Source organism: Parafrankia sp. EUN1f (assembly GCF_000177675.1).
Classification (GTDB): Bacteria; Actinomycetota; Actinomycetes; order Frankiales; family Frankiaceae; genus Parafrankia.
In genome coordinates this window covers 1-13,383 of the sequence record NZ_ADGX01000206.1, presented here as the reverse complement: position 1 = coordinate 13,383, position 13,383 = coordinate 1, and the positions used below count along the sequence as shown (strand labels likewise).

At 69.8% G+C, this 13,383-nt stretch carries 12 protein-coding genes, 3 pseudogenes and 1 CRISPR repeat array; of the genes and pseudogenes, 5 read left to right on the top strand and 10 right to left on the bottom strand.

Annotated elements, in window-relative coordinates; genetic code table 11:
* On the top strand, window positions 1–621 hold a 621-nt coding region (locus FREUN1FDRAFT_RS34820), incomplete at its 5' end, for an IS110 family transposase (protein ID WP_035956872.1).
* A 299-nt stretch (window positions 622–920) separates the two neighbouring features.
* On the opposite strand, the gene FREUN1FDRAFT_RS34815 is transcribed toward FREUN1FDRAFT_RS34820, so the two are convergent.
* The 6 genes and pseudogenes from FREUN1FDRAFT_RS34815 to FREUN1FDRAFT_RS42455 all read right to left on the bottom strand — a co-directional run.
* Complete coding sequence (locus FREUN1FDRAFT_RS34815) at window positions 921–1,379, bottom strand: cupin domain-containing protein (protein WP_006545078.1); 459 nt, start codon at window positions 1,377–1,379, stop codon at window positions 921–923.
* 52 nt (window positions 1,380–1,431) lie between these two features.
* Window positions 1,432–2,511, bottom strand: a complete 1,080-nt coding sequence (bioB, locus tag FREUN1FDRAFT_RS34810) for a biotin synthase BioB (protein ID WP_157475741.1) — start codon at window positions 2,509–2,511, stop codon at window positions 1,432–1,434.
* Between the two features lie 90 nt (window positions 2,512–2,601).
* Window positions 2,602–3,531: direct repeats of the CRISPR family, unit length 20 nt; unit sequence GTCCTCCCCACGCCCGTGGG.
* Window positions 3,532–4,027: 496 nt separating this feature from the next.
* Window positions 4,028–4,162 (bottom strand): annotated as a pseudogene (locus tag FREUN1FDRAFT_RS48350) (RNA polymerase sigma factor); the annotation flags it as partial.
* A gap of 766 nt (window positions 4,163–4,928) precedes the next feature.
* On the bottom strand, window positions 4,929–5,102 hold the full coding sequence (locus tag FREUN1FDRAFT_RS44575; protein WP_006545074.1) for a hypothetical protein: 174 nt from the start codon (window positions 5,100–5,102) through the stop codon (window positions 4,929–4,931).
* Between the two features lie 151 nt (window positions 5,103–5,253).
* Window positions 5,254–5,442 (bottom strand): annotated as a pseudogene (locus tag FREUN1FDRAFT_RS47130) (Tn3 family transposase); the annotation flags it as partial.
* 490 nt (window positions 5,443–5,932) lie between these two features.
* A pseudogene (locus FREUN1FDRAFT_RS42455) lies at window positions 5,933–6,697 on the bottom strand (transposase); the annotation flags it as partial.
* Window positions 6,698–6,873: 176 nt separating this feature from the next.
* Here FREUN1FDRAFT_RS42455 and FREUN1FDRAFT_RS34795 point away from each other — a divergent pair.
* From FREUN1FDRAFT_RS34795 to FREUN1FDRAFT_RS40445, 3 genes are all read left to right on the top strand, one after another.
* Window positions 6,874–7,725: an SAM-dependent methyltransferase gene (locus FREUN1FDRAFT_RS34795; RefSeq protein WP_083828922.1), complete on the top strand. Its 852-nt coding sequence runs from the start codon at window positions 6,874–6,876 to the stop codon at window positions 7,723–7,725.
* A gap of 310 nt (window positions 7,726–8,035) precedes the next feature.
* Window positions 8,036–8,509 (top strand): hypothetical protein, encoded by a 474-nt coding sequence (locus FREUN1FDRAFT_RS34790; protein ID WP_232295554.1) that lies wholly within the window; start codon window positions 8,036–8,038, stop codon window positions 8,507–8,509.
* Window positions 8,506–9,195 (top strand): ATP-binding protein, encoded by a 690-nt coding sequence (locus FREUN1FDRAFT_RS40445; protein ID WP_006545068.1) that lies wholly within the window; start codon window positions 8,506–8,508, stop codon window positions 9,193–9,195. The genes FREUN1FDRAFT_RS34790 and FREUN1FDRAFT_RS40445 overlap by 4 nt, the downstream gene beginning before the upstream one ends.
* Before the next feature lie 491 nt (window positions 9,196–9,686).
* Here the strand turns inward: FREUN1FDRAFT_RS40445 and FREUN1FDRAFT_RS34780 are convergent, their stop codons facing one another.
* The 3 genes from FREUN1FDRAFT_RS34780 to FREUN1FDRAFT_RS34770 form a co-directional block, all read right to left on the bottom strand.
* Complete coding sequence (locus FREUN1FDRAFT_RS34780; RefSeq protein ID WP_006545067.1) at window positions 9,687–10,238, bottom strand: ATP-binding protein; 552 nt, start codon at window positions 10,236–10,238, stop codon at window positions 9,687–9,689.
* Entirely contained in the window at window positions 10,235–10,591 is a 357-nt protein-coding gene (locus FREUN1FDRAFT_RS34775) for a VOC family protein (RefSeq protein ID WP_006545066.1), read from the bottom strand. Before FREUN1FDRAFT_RS34775 ends, FREUN1FDRAFT_RS34780 begins: the two co-directional genes overlap by 4 nt.
* Before the next feature lie 93 nt (window positions 10,592–10,684).
* On the bottom strand, window positions 10,685–10,924 hold the full coding sequence (locus tag FREUN1FDRAFT_RS34770; RefSeq protein ID WP_157475740.1) for a hypothetical protein: 240 nt from the start codon (window positions 10,922–10,924) through the stop codon (window positions 10,685–10,687).
* Window positions 10,925–11,238: 314 nt separating this feature from the next.
* Here FREUN1FDRAFT_RS34770 and FREUN1FDRAFT_RS34765 point away from each other — a divergent pair, with 314 nt between their 5' ends.
* Window positions 11,239–12,816: a GGDEF domain-containing protein gene (locus FREUN1FDRAFT_RS34765; protein ID WP_157475739.1), complete on the top strand. Its 1,578-nt coding sequence runs from the start codon at window positions 11,239–11,241 to the stop codon at window positions 12,814–12,816.
* A gap of 122 nt (window positions 12,817–12,938) precedes the next feature.
* Here the strand turns inward: FREUN1FDRAFT_RS34765 and FREUN1FDRAFT_RS34760 are convergent.
* Window positions 12,939–13,383, bottom strand: a 445-nt coding sequence (locus FREUN1FDRAFT_RS34760) for a cobalamin B12-binding domain-containing protein (RefSeq protein WP_006545064.1), incomplete at its 5' end; no start/stop codon positions are given.

The following is a 13,383-nucleotide window of genomic DNA, read 5'->3' as shown; positions in this document are numbered from 1 at the left end:
TTGAAACGGGCCCGCCGGCGGAAGATCCCCGAGAGAGCGGCCGCGATCCGGGCCACGCTGCGGGCCGAGCAGCTACCCGTCGGTCCGGCTTCGACGCTGGCCTACGCGGCGGTCGTGCGTGCCCAGGCCGGTCTGCTGACCGCGCTCAACGCCGAGGTCGCCCGCCTCGAGGAGCAGGTCGAAGCCCATTTTGGCGAGCACCCGGACGCTGAGGTCCTGCTGTCCCAGCCCGGCCTGGGCACGGTCCTCGCTGCCCGGGTGCTCGCCGAGTTCGGGGACGACCCGAAGCGCTACACCGACGCCAAAGCCCGCCGCAACTACGCCGGCACCAGCCCGATCACCCGCGCGTCAGGCCGCAAGACGGTGGTCATGGCCCGCTACGCCCGCAACAACCGGCTCGCCGACGCCCTGCACCAGCAGGCCTTCTGCGCCCTGAACGCCTCGCCTGGCGCCCGTGCCTACTACGACACCGTCCGCGGACGCGGCAAGTCCCACCACGCCGCCCTCCGCCAGCTCGGCAACCGTCTGGTCGGCATTCTCCATGGCTGCCTCAAGACCCATACCCCCTACGACGAGGCAACCGCCTGGCCGCGGAACGTCACACTCGCACCCGCCGCTTGACATCCAAAAACATGGGATGTCTGACCTGCGCAAACGCGATGCCGCCACCCGACAGGCACCTGCCACACCAACAAAACGATCAATAAATCGAACGCCATCGCAGGTCAGCACCTATGTGACCCTGCGTAGTGGACAAAACCATCCACAATACGAACCGTCACCCGACCATACCGGGCCACACGATCTCCATCCCCAATTAGACAAATAGGCCGTTCACCAGCACAAACATACGGCTACGCCGTCGTACGTCCGCAGCCGTGACGTCGCGCACGGCTGCCGGATGACCCGCATGGCCGCGGCTACGGGAGCAGTTCGCTGGCGTGCCGGTGGTAGATCTCCGCGACAAGGTCAGGGTCGGGTGCACCGCCAGGCGGCAGAACCGCACCGATGTCCCGCATGAAGCCCAGGCCGGCCACACCTGGGCTCCACAGGCCGAGTACCCGGGCAGGGGTCCCCGCGGGATTGGCGAAGGTGTGCCGAACACCGCGGGGCGCCATGCAGAAAGCGCCCACAGGCGCCTCGACCGGATCGGCCTGACCGTACGTGAGCAGCAGCACGCCCTCCAAGACGTAAAGGGCCTCGTCGAAGCCGTGGTGGACATGCGGCACCGGCCCCGCGAACGACGGCGGAATCACGATCTCCGCCGCGGCCAGGGAGTCCACCCCGGGCGTGGGCTCCCCCAGAACCGCCGTCGGCTGCCCCGCGTAGAGGAAACGGCGGGCGTCAACCGGACGGATCACCGTGCCACCGTGCGTCATGAGGCAGGCATCCCTGCGTGCCCGGCGACCGGCCCCGCCGTCCACCGCCGCATCAGGTGTTCGCAGGCAGATCAGTGCCGGCGCCGCGCCAGCGCATGGTGACCAGGTCATGACATGCGGCGGGCAGCGTCGGCTCGCTCTGCCCTTCGACGACGAACCCGGCGTCGGCGATCATCCGCAGGTCGTCGGCACCAGGTTGACCCTCACTGGTGAGGTAGTCACCCAGGAAGATCGAGTTCGCCAGGTGCAACGCCAGCGGTTGGAGGCCACGCAGGTGGATCTCCCGGCCACCAGCGAGGCGCACCTCCACATCGGGGAACATGAACCGGAACGCCGCCAGGATCCGAAGGCAGCGATGCGGGGTCAGCTCCCAGCGGCTGGCCAGCGGGGTGCCGTCGAACGGAATCAGGAAGTTGACCGGCACCGAGTCGGGATCCAGGTCCCGTAGGGCGAAGGCGACGGCAGCGATGTCCTCATCGGTCTCGCCCATGCCGAACACCGCACCCGAACACGGGGACAGACCTGCCGCCGTGGCCGCACCGACCGTGCGGACCCTGTCGTCGAAGGTATGCGTCGAACAGATCTGGGCGTAGTTGTCCTCGCTGGTGTTGAGGTTGTGGTTGTAGGCATCCGCGCCGGCCTCACGCAGCCGCTCGGCCTGGCCAGGCCCCAACAGCCCCAGGCAGACGCACACCTCCACCTCAGGCGCGGCACCCTTGATCGCGCCGACGGTGTCAGCGACCCGGCTGATGTCCCGCTCCCCCGGGCCGCGTCCCGCGGCCACCAGGCACACCCGCTTCGCTCCGGCGGTGATCGCCCGCTGCGCACTGTCGGCGGCGGCCTGCGGGTCGATCCACGAATACCGCAGGATCGGTGTCGTCGAGCCGCGTCGCTGGGAGCAGTAGCCACAGTCCTCCGGGCACAGGCCGCTCTTCATGTTCACCAGGTAGTTCAGCTTCACACGGTTGGCGAAGAACTCCCGACGGACCCGCCCCGCCGCCGCGACGACATCGAGGATCACCTCGTCACCGGTGGCCAGGAGCGCAAGGACCTCCGCTCGGGTCGGCGGCTGGCGTTGCAACGCCTTCACCCTCAGCGCTTCGAGTAGTTCATCAACCTCGGAGAGTGCCATGCCGACCATCTTTCGGGTTCCGCGGAGCACGGCGCAATGTCGAGGCGCGATAAACCTGCCGGACGATGCTTGTCGCCTTCGACGCCATGCGTCCTCCCCACGCCCGTGGGGATGATCCGATGGCCTGCCCGGCAAGGTCAAGGTTGTTGAGGTCCTCCCCACGCCCGTGGGGGTGATCCGGTGGTGCCCGTCCACGCCAGCTCGAGGGCGGAGTCCTCCCCACGCCCATGGGGGTGATCCTGGTGCTCGGCTTCGCTCCGGCCTCGACCCATGGTCCTCCCCACGCCCGTGGGGGTGATCCGATCGGGCAGGCCGGGTCGCCGACCTGGACCGAGTCCTCCCCACGCCCGTGGGGGTGATCCGTCGACCAGGGCACCATCGACGCTCTCGAAACCGTCCTCCCCACGCCCGTGGGGGTGATCCGGTCAACGACCTCTTCCGCCGCAATGTCCACCCGTCCTCCCCACGCCCGTGGGGGTGATCCGGACAGCGCGAGCGCGAGGCCGGACGGCACCTCGTCCTCCCCACGCCCGTGGGGGTGATCCGGTTTTCACCTCTCGAATCACACCGCCCGATCCGTCCTCCCCACGCCCGTGGGGGTGATCCGCCAGCCACGCCGGCACCCCAGCCGGGGTCTTCCGCGCAAGCTCCGTGAGCACTACGCCGCTCTCTGGTCGTCCCCGCGTACGCGGGGGTCTTCCCCGGCTGGCGTGCTCCACGATCTCCTCGTCGGTGTCGGGTCTTCCCCGTGCGGACAGTCGTCCCCGCGTACGCGGGTCTTCCCCAGGACGACCAGATCGGGCACCGTTCGTACGCGTCGTCCCCGCGCACGCGGGGGTCTTCCCCCACCGGCCGCGCCGTAGCTCTCTTCTATCTGTCGTCCCCGCGCACGCGCGAGGGTCTTCCTCCATCGCAGAGTGGTGCTTTTCCCGCCGTTAGGTCGTCCCCGCGCACGCGGGCGTCTTCCCGTCCGGCCGTTGCGCGAGGATGACCAGTCGGAGTCGTCCCCGCGCACGCGGGGGTCTTCCCGGCTCACCGGCGTCGACGGCGAGCCGAGAGCTGCGCCGCAACATCGCCCCGCACGACGGTGGCCGCTACGACGCGGACCTTGCTCATGCCCGCGCCCGCGAGCGGGGACACCGGTCTCGTCCGGGCCGCATCCTTGATCCATATTGTGGGTGGTCGGTGCCCGTGACGGGCACCGACCACCCACAACGCCGGACCGTTCAGCGGCGGCGCCGTCCGGCTGCGGCGGTACCGACCACCCACACGACCGCCCCGCTGTGCGTCGGCATGGGGCTGGGCGGCGCGGGGTGGGGTGGGGTGGCTTCCTGGACGCGACGGCGATCGCGATGGCCACGGCGATCGCGATGGCGATGACGATCGCGATGGCGATGACGATCGCGATGGCGATGACGATCCGCAGCCAGCCAAGGCTGGAATTGAGCTGAACCTGCCGACTCGCGTCGCCGCTGATCGTGATGTCGCCGGTTGAGGCGCGTACGGCGCGGACCCCACGGTGGACGTGCACTCCGGCGGTGTTCGTCGCGCAGCCGAGCAGAACTGCGATCTCGCCCTGAGTCCAGCCTTCGACATGGTGGAGATACGTCGCGACCCGCTGCCGGTCGGGGAGCCGACCGATGGCCGTCATGACTTGCTGGGCAACAACATGGTCCTCGGGTGTCACCCGGAGCGCGAGCGTCGACCTGCCGCTGGTTGCGGCCTGCTCGAGGCTCGCGGTCTCGGCCGCCGCGACCCGGCCGTGCTTCAGCGCCGTCCGGCCGACCATGTTCCGCACGATGGCGAACAGGTAGGCCGCCTGATTGTCCGTCGTTTCCCAGCGAGGCAGCGCAGCCGCGAAGGCGTCGTGCACCACGCCTTCCGCGTCGAGTTGGGAGTCGCTCAGCCCGCGAGAGCGCATCTGCCTGCGGGCGAAACCCAGCAGCGGGGAATGGAGCCGCGTGTAGGCGACGGACGGGTCTGCCCGCTCAGGCTGATCGCCGTCCTCGCTGACCTCTGCCGCCGGGCGTCCGGAACCTGCCGCGTCGTCGGCCGTCCGGGAGAGTTGCTCCGGCACCGGCGCGGCATCACCCTCGTCATCGCCACCACTGTTCACCGGACCCCCGTCCCCGAGTTGCGGCCACCGCTGCACCCGGACGTCCTCGGCCTCCGGGGCGACGGACGACGGCTGTGCGTCATGACGCCACCACCAATGGCAGAGGATCATCGGGCATCGGGCGCCTCGCCTACGAGTCGGGTCTACGTTCCGCCGGATGGCGGGGGGTCGGTAGGTACGAGGCGTATGTGCACGGCGCCATTTACAGACGCATGACAAGATCTTTTGAGTTCTCCAGGCCACACGTGGTCGCCGGCGAGGCTCGACACGCCTCGCCGGCGACCGTCCGGCTGGCCCCTTGTCAGGGGGCCAGCTTCGGGGCCTGGTCGGGCCCGTTGACCAAACGCCGCAGCCAGCGGGCCAGGGCCGCGCGGGCCCGGGTCCACAACTGCCGCAGGGCCGCCTCGAGTAGACGGCCGGCCACCTGGCCGCACGTCATGGCGCCGAGCACGGTCACGGGATCGTTGAACTTCAACGTCAGTCGCCCTCCTGGTCCAGGGCCGGCCCAGCGGGCTGGCCTCGGACAGTACGTGGCGACTGACGGCGATTTCCTTTACCGGTCCGGCATCGTCCCGAACCCACGGGGCTGCCGGTGCCGTTTGGGCCGGCCTCCTGACCCGGCCGGGCTACTCGTCCTGCTCGCGTTCCTCGGCGGGGTCGCGCAGGGGTCGCAGGCCTGCGCCAGCGGACACCGCCGAGAAGGAGTAGCGGCCCAGGCAGTTCAGGTGGGCATGGCCGAGCGGGGAGAGCCGGGCGACGTCGGCGTCGGCCACTGGGCGGCCGGCCGCGCGCAGCGCGGCGGGCGTGGCGTCGAGGACGACTTCTGGGAGGGCCCCGTGGCCCAGGTTCAGCCGCCGCGCCCGATGGTCGTGGCGCCGACGTTCGGCCACGCGGCCGAGACGTTCCTGGTCGCCCACACGCTGCCCGGCGCCTGGGCGGACGGCACCGCGGTGAAACACCGCCAGACCCTGACCGCACTCGCCGACCGGCTCCCCGGCGTCGACCTACACCCTGGACACCACCGCCGGCGCCGACGAGCTCGCCGCGGCGTTCACCGCCGCCTTCGGCGCCCTCGCGCACGCCACGCGGGTGCGCCACCTGTCCACGCTGCGCTCGGCCCTGGCCTGGTGGCACGAGACCGGCTGGCTCACCAGCGACCCCACCGCCGGCTGGGTACGGCCCAAGGTCGTCGTCGACACCACCCGGGCGCTGACCCGCGACCAGGTCGCCGCGCTGTTTCGCCTCGACGCGCCCCTACGGGAGAAGACCCTGTGGCGGCTGCTCTACGAGACCGCAGCCCGCGCCGAGCAGACCCACGCCTTGATCGAGCAGGTCATGGACCTGCTGCCAGCGTTCCCGGGTGGTCTGGGCGCGGGGGCCCTCGGTGGGCGGTGGGCCGGCTTTCCCCCAGCAGGTGCTGTACGCGGCGATCTCCTGGCGGACGGCCTCGGCGAGGCGATGCCACAAGTGCCACCGGTCTCCGACTTGCTGGGCGGCGGGCAGGACGCGGCGAACGCCTTCGGCGTAGGCGCCGGAGCCGTCCCGGCAGACGACCTGCACGCCGGGATGAGCGCGCAGCCAGGCCTCCAGGACGTCGGCGCCCCGGCCGGGCAGGACGTCGACGCGGCGGCGGGTGTGCGCGTCGATGAGGATCGTGGCGTAGCGGTGGCGGCGGCGCAGCGCGAAGTCGTTCACGCCCAGGACCTGCGGGACCTCGGGCGGGGGCAGCGGAAGGCGCAGGAGGCAGCGCAGCGCGGTGTCCCGTGACAGGCACCGACAGGGCGGACAGGACCTGGGCTCCGGCGCGACCCGCGAGTTCCCGGACCACCGCACCGACCTGGGCGTTACCAGCCGGACGGTGCGCCGCTGGTAACGCTCCAGCACCCCCGGGACCTGCACCCGCGCCGTCCACGCGCCGCACCGCGGGCACGCGACCGGCCCGTCCGGGGTCCGTGCCGCGACCCGGATCCGGTCACCCTCGTCCGCCACATCCTCCACGACCAGCGGCGCCAACCCCGAAAACACCACCGCCACCAGGCCATCCACACCAGCCACGACGGATCGTGACATAGCGGGCCGCGCCAGCTACCACCGGATGTGCGGCAGAGCCGGAAACCTTTACAGGCCCCCGGCTGGCGGAAACGCGACCCGATCGCAGGACAGGCGGCTGCCTCTGGAAGAGTCTGACATGAGGCGGAACGGAGTGCATTTCCGGGTGATCGGTGTTAGTGCAGGTAGGGAGAGTCGTGGGCAGTCGCGGGGATGGCACGTGGAACTTTCAGTCGGTCGCGCCGGAGTGGAGCCCGCCAGCAGACCTCAGGATCGACGTGCCCCACGTCGCTCGGATATACGACTACTACCTGGGCGGGAAGGACAACTTCCCGGCCGATCGGCAGGCCGCTGAGAAGACCCTGGAGGTCTTCCCGGACGCGCCGACCGCGGCGCGACAGAACCGGGCGTTCGTGCACCGCGCGACCAGGTACCTCGTCGCCGAGGCCGGCATCCGCCAGTTCCTCGACGTCGGCACCGGCATTCCGACTCGCCCGAACCTGCACGAGATCGCCCAGGGCATCGCTCCGGAGTCCCGGGTCGTCTACGCCGACAACGACCCCATCGTCCTCGCGCACGCTCGGGCGCTGCTCACCAGCACGCCTGAGGGCAAGACCGCCTACCTCGACGCCGACCTGCGTGAGCCGGAGAAGATCCTGGCCTCGGTCGAGATTGCCGAGACCTTGGACCTCGACCAGCCCATCGCCCTGTCGCTGATCGCGATCCTGCATTTCATCCCGGACTCCGATGATCCGTACGGCATCATCCGGCGGTATGTCTCCGTTCTGCCGTCCGGGAGCTACCTGGCGCTCACGCACGGCACCGCCGACTTCACCGTCGAGGTCAGCGCTGCCCAGGAGGTCTACCGGTCGCGTGGCATCTCCGGCACCGCGCGCAGCCGGCAGGAGGTGGAGCAGTTCTTCGACGGTCTGGAGATCGTCACGCCCGGCGTGGCCGTCGTCCACCGCTGGCGGCCGGACGCCCCCTTCGGGGACAGCCTCAACGACGCCCAGGTCAGCGTCTACGGCGCCATTGCCCGTGTTCTCTGATCTGGCCCGCTACCGGGCGCAGGCGGGAGCCGTTGGCCGGGCTGGCGCCGATGCGGGCCCGGTCGGTTCTGTCCGAGGGCTGCGGCTACTGACAGCGACGCCCGCGAACGGACCGGTCGCGCTGACCCTTTAAGGGCCTCGCCAGCTCGGCCAACCCCTCACTGGCCACACGAACTCTGTGGGATCGGTGGCGTTCACGGCGGACGGGCACACCCTCGCTACCCGGCAGCGCCGACAAGACGGTGCGCCTCTGGCAGATCTACTGACGCGCGCCGGCAACGGACATCGCGGACTCACCGCGAAGAACGCCATGAACCTGACCCATGACCAGGACCGGCGGCGCCAGAGGGCACCGCTGATCAGGCCGGGGCGCCGGCATACCCGCCACCGGCTCGACCATCTCGACCGGGCTTTCGGAAGGAGCACCGTGCCGCGCACCGTCTATGGCTACATCTCGTTGGAAGGCGACGACGAATCCGCGATAGAACGCGTCCACGACCTTCTCACCGCCCACGCCCAGGCCGAAGGCCTTGCCCTGAAAGAGATCATCGTCGACCGCGACACGCCTCCCGGGCGGATCATCCGCGCTGGCCTCACCGTCCTCCTCGACACCCTCCTACGCACCGAAGGCTGCGGGGTCCTGATCGCCGGCCCCGACCAGCTCTCGTCGATCCCCGCGGTACGCCGAACGATCCAGAGGCAGATCGAGAACCTCGGAGCGACCGTGCTGGTCATGCCCGACACGCGGACCGTGGAACGGCTTCCTCTCCTCAAGCCGGCATGAACCTCCCCACCGGCGCAGGACCGCAGCCGACCACCCACCTGCGGGCACACGTGCACCAGTTCACCGCCGACACGACCGCCCCGGCCCTGGCACGGCGCGCGGCAGCCCATCTGCTGGAACGCTGGGGACTTCCCGACCTCATCGACACCAGCACACTTCTGGTGTCAGAACTCGTCACCAACGCCGTCCGCGCCTCCGAGACCCCGACGTACCGCGACCCCTCCATCATCGCCATGCGTATCAGCTGGACCGCATCAAGCATCATTCTCGAAGTCTGGGATCGAAACCCCACACCGCCCGTTCTTCGCACCCGGTACCTCGAAGACGAAAACGGCCGAGGCCTCCACCTCGTGGAAGCACTCAGCACCGCCGCGGCCTACTACCCGGCACCCACCGGACAGGGAAAAGTCACCTGGTGCCAGATCGACGCACCAGAACTCGCCGAAGCAGAGGAACCGAGCCCGCTCCTTCCCCGCCGACGCCCCAGCGTCGCCCGAACCGATCCCGGCACGGTCTTCGATGATCTGGCGGTGCTCACCCGCGTTCGCGACCGCCTGCAGGCACTCGACGTCCATCTACCCCGGATGCGATCCGCAGCAGGCCTACCGGCGGCAGACCCGGGCCGCGGGGACACCGAAACGCCCCGCCCGCCCTCGACCCTGGCCACACCGCACGGCGCACGGTGACCACCACCGTCCGACGCCCCCACCACGGGCCGCCGCTCACTCGCCGATATTGCCGACAGCCGCCTTCCCCACGGCTCACCGTCGACACCCGCGGCGGCTACCGTCCCGGCCTTGAGGCCATCGCGGCCTTCGTCACCCGCCCCGCGGACTCCGTCCGCCAGGATCCGTAACGTCGACGATGGTCCTGATTCCGCCGGCGTGCGGTGGGTGACCTTCCCGAGGACGGATGGTGGGGCACGGCGGACCCCGTTCCGCGCAGTGGCGATGTGCGGCGGCTGCCTCCGGCCCGGTGGAATTCCAAGCATCGATCTCAGATACGGATCGAGGGCGACGGTGCTCGATCTGGACTCAGCGATCACGCCGCCGGGTGCCTCGCCGCCAAGCCTCGGCTCTGATGTCCGCCGGTCTTCGAAGCGGAGGCGACGGGCGCTGGCATGGTCAGTGGGCTTCCGCTCGACCAGGTTGGCAGTCACCGTGCCCAAGGTGGCTGATCAGAACGATCCGGGTTCGATGATCTCCTCGCCCTCGCGGTGAGGGGCCTCGAAGCGGGCGTAGAAGTCGTCGAGCGCGGACTCCGTCACGGTCAGCGCGTTCGCATCGCCCCGCAGGTTCCGCGCCGTCAAACGCCGCAACAACTCCTGACGGGGGACGCGGAAGTACAGGAGCCGCCACTGCCCGCCGGCGTCCTCGACGACCTGTTTCCATTCCCGCCGGGTGGAGCGTTGCCATAGTCCGTGGTCCAGCACAACGTCCCGCCCCGCTACGACCAGCGCGACGAGGCGGGCACGCACCTCGGTGATGACCGGGGCCTCCAGGGCAAAATAGTCCCGTTCCGGGTAGTCCACGCCGTATCGGCCGTGCCGGGCATGGACGAGCTCGTCCACGGACAGCCGGATCGCGCCGGCGGGCTCCAGTCGCCGGGTCGCGTAGGTGGTTCTACCCGACCCGGTCAGCCCGACCAGCCGGTAGACCACCGGTTCGGCCTTCCCACCGGAGCCGTTCCCTCGGGCCGGCACCGATGTCTCCACCACGTCGCCGATCATGGACCTTCGAGGCCGATGACGGTCCCGAACGGGTCGACGATCTGGCAGATCCGCCGTCCTTCCGACACCGTGAGCGGGCCACGATGGTGGACACAGCCCGCGGCGAGAAGACGCCGACGAGCGTCGTCCAGGTCAGTGACCGCCCGGTAGACGATGGGCGATCCGCCCCGGGGGTTGCGGGCGTCGTCGGCCTGGTGAAAGCCGATCTCCACGCCAGCGACGGTGAGCCAGGCGTAGACCGACTCCCCGTCGACGTCGAGATGGACCTCAGCGTCGAGCAGGCCTGCCCACCAGCGCGCGGATCTTTCGGGGTCGACGGCGAAGGTCATGACGGTGGTGACGGGACCGAACATCGGTGGCTCTCCGCGGACAGACGATGCTCTGGTGAGGCTACCCAGCCGTGCCCGGCCTGTGATCGGCTCTGTCGGCGTACCCGTGTGGCGAGGTCAGTCCGGTGACACCGGAATCCATCGGGGGGCGTCGACGTACACCCCGGTGATCTTCCAAGCATCGCGGCCTCGCGCCGTGGGCACCGATACCTCGTCGGGCGGGACGGAGCCGGCTGCCAGACTGGCGCCATGAGCACCCCGCCGCTGCGGAAGGCGGCCCGAGCCGTCGTTCTCGACCCCGACCAGCGCGTCCTGCTGCTCCACTACGACGACAACGACGGCTTCTGGGCGGACCATCGACGCTGGGTAGGCGCGTCAGCTCAGGCGTCGCGGCTTGGCCGCTCGCCCTACGGGACGAGGCGGGCACCGAACCGCGCAAGGGACAAGTCGATCAGCTACTGGTGTCTCCCGACCGGAGTGGGAGCGCCTGCATCCCATCAGGTTGACAGGCAGGACAAACGAGCACCACCTTGGAGTGAGGGATGAGAAGCAGCGTGTCTGCTGTGCCGCTGCTCCGTCGGTGGGCGGTGACGCGGATGGAACGTACATGGCTGTCACCCACTGGCGTGAGGCCGGTGCCACCGCCTCTTCCGCCGCCGGACGCGGAGCCGGTGTCCCGCTCGACTTTCCGGAAGCTGGCCGTGGGGAGCGCCGTGTTCGCGCTCCTGGTTCTGGCCGCCACATTGATCCTTCCCCTGCGGCCCGCCAAGATTCTCGATTGGACGACAACGATGGCCGTCGCGGCCTTCGCCATGGCATGCTGCGCGGTCACCGCTCAGCGATCACCTCCGGGGGAACGCCTGTGGCGTCTCCTGCTCGGCGCCGCCGTGTTCAGCAGCTTCCTCCCCAAGATGGTCGCTGCGATGCAGTCCGGGTTCAGCAGCCGTGTCCTTGGCTCGGATGTGTCAATCTTGGTGCCAGCTCTGATGCTGTATCCGCTGGCTCTCGCCGGTCTGTTGACCTTCCCGACGGTACCGGCCCACAGCCGGGATCCCTCAGCTGGTCTCGGTGGTCGCAACGGCTCCTGGCAACTCGTCACCCTTCTGGACTGCCTGCTGGTAGTCGGCGCTCTGCTCCTGCTGGGCAGCGCGACCATCATCGCGCCGGTGCTGGCGCGCGGGCTCGGAAACGCGGGCAGCGTGGTCATCATCCAGATTGTCGGAACCGCAGGAAAGCTGCTGATCCTGATAGCGATCATCTTGATCGCCATTTTTCGGCGGCCGTGCGGCACCGGCTCGCTCGCCTTGGTCGCCGCGGGCGTGCTGATCTCCATCGTGACCGATTCTGTGGAGCTGTACGCCTACGCCGCTGGCCGGACCCAGGTGCACCCGGCGTTCGCGCTCGGGTTCCTCGTTGGCCGCCTGCTTCTCGGCCTTGGTGTGGCCGCACCGGCCTCCGGACGCCTCGCTGCATGGACCCGGCATGGACCACCCGCTCTGTGGGTCCCGGTGATCCTGCCCTACGTACCGGTCGTCGGAGTCGTTGCGCTCGTCGCGGTCCAGGTCACGATGGGCACCCTCAACCCGCCTGTGCTCTATGGCGCTTTGGGGCTTGTTCTGATCGCCTTGCTTCGTCAGACGGTCACGCTGGCCGACAACACCCGGCTCGTCGGCCACCTCCGGGACAGCCGAGACGAACTGCATCATCAGGCGTTCCACGACCCACTCACCGGACTGGCCAACCGTGCCCTGTTCAATGACCGGCTGCAGCAGGCTGTCACCCGCCACGACCGGCACGGCGACCCCATCGCCGTGCTGTTCTGCGACCTCGACGACTTCAAGGACGTCAATGACACGCTCGGCCACCCTGCCGGCGACGAGCTGCTTCGCGCGACCGCACGCCGGCTCACCAGCAGCGTCCGCGCCGCCGACACCGTGGCCCGCCTCGGCGGAGACGAGTTCGCCGTCCTTCTCGAGGGTCCCCACGACCCGGCGGCAACTGGCCATCGCATCGCTGCCACGATCCGCGGGCCTTGCCCACTCGTCGGCACCACCCGCACCATCCAGGCCAGCATCGGCATGGTCGTCGTCGAACCGGCTGTCGGCCCGCTCACCGCCGAGACACTGCTCCACCATGCCGACCAGGCCATGTACACAGCCAAACGGCGAGGTAAGGGACAGATGGTCATCCATCCGCTGAACGCCGGCGGCGCGTCGGCCGTGGCCTCTGGAAGGTGTCAGGTCGACTGAGACAGTGCTGCTTGATTGGTCGGGCCCTGGCTCTTGATCCACACGGTCTCGGGTAGGCGGAGTGGCCGTGGCCGGCGGGCGAACCGCCCGGGTCAGGCCCGGACGGGTCGGCAGCCGTCGGGTCAGGCACCGGCGAGGCCGTTCGCCGTGCGCACGATGTTCACCATCCCCCGCATGATCTCGGTGAGGCCGTAGTCCTTGGGGGTGAAGACCGCCGCGACGCCGAGCGCGGTCAGCCGATCCGCGTCGGCGGGCGGGATGATGCCACCCACCACCACTGGTACATCCCCGAGCCCCGCGGCCCGCAACCCGTCCAGCACCTCGGGCACCAGGTTCATGTGCGAGCCCGACAGCACCGACAGCCCCACGATGTGGACGTCCTCCTCCACCGCGGCGGCGACGATCTGCGCGGGCGTCAGCCGGATGCCCTGGTAGACCACTTCGAAGCCGACATCACGGGCCCGCACCGCGATCTGCTCCGCGCCGTTCGAATGCCCGTCCAGGCCCGGCTTGCCGACCAGCAGCCGCAGCCGCCGCCCCAGCTCCTCGCCGGTGCGGGTGACGAGC

Bases quoted from the DNA above. Each gene is read 5' to 3' on its own strand.
- FREUN1FDRAFT_RS34815 (WP_006545078.1), bottom strand. From the start codon at position 1,379: ATGACGCACGGTGGCACGGTGATCCGTCCGGTTGACGCCCGCCGTTTC.
- bioB (WP_157475741.1), bottom strand. From the start codon at position 2,511: ATGGCACTCTCCGAGGTTGATGAACTACTCGAAGCGCTGAGGGTGAAG.
- FREUN1FDRAFT_RS34790 (WP_232295554.1), top strand. From the start codon at position 8,036: ATGAACCTGACCCATGACCAGGACCGGCGGCGCCAGAGGGCACCGCTG.
- FREUN1FDRAFT_RS40445 (WP_006545068.1), top strand. From the start codon at position 8,506: ATGAACCTCCCCACCGGCGCAGGACCGCAGCCGACCACCCACCTGCGG.
- FREUN1FDRAFT_RS34780 (WP_006545067.1), bottom strand. From the start codon at position 10,238: ATGATCGGCGACGTGGTGGAGACATCGGTGCCGGCCCGAGGGAACGGC.
- FREUN1FDRAFT_RS34775 (WP_006545066.1), bottom strand. From the start codon at position 10,591: ATGTTCGGTCCCGTCACCACCGTCATGACCTTCGCCGTCGACCCCGAA.
- FREUN1FDRAFT_RS34770 (WP_157475740.1), bottom strand. From the start codon at position 10,924: ATGGTCCGCCCAGAAGCCGTCGTTGTCGTCGTAGTGGAGCAGCAGGAC.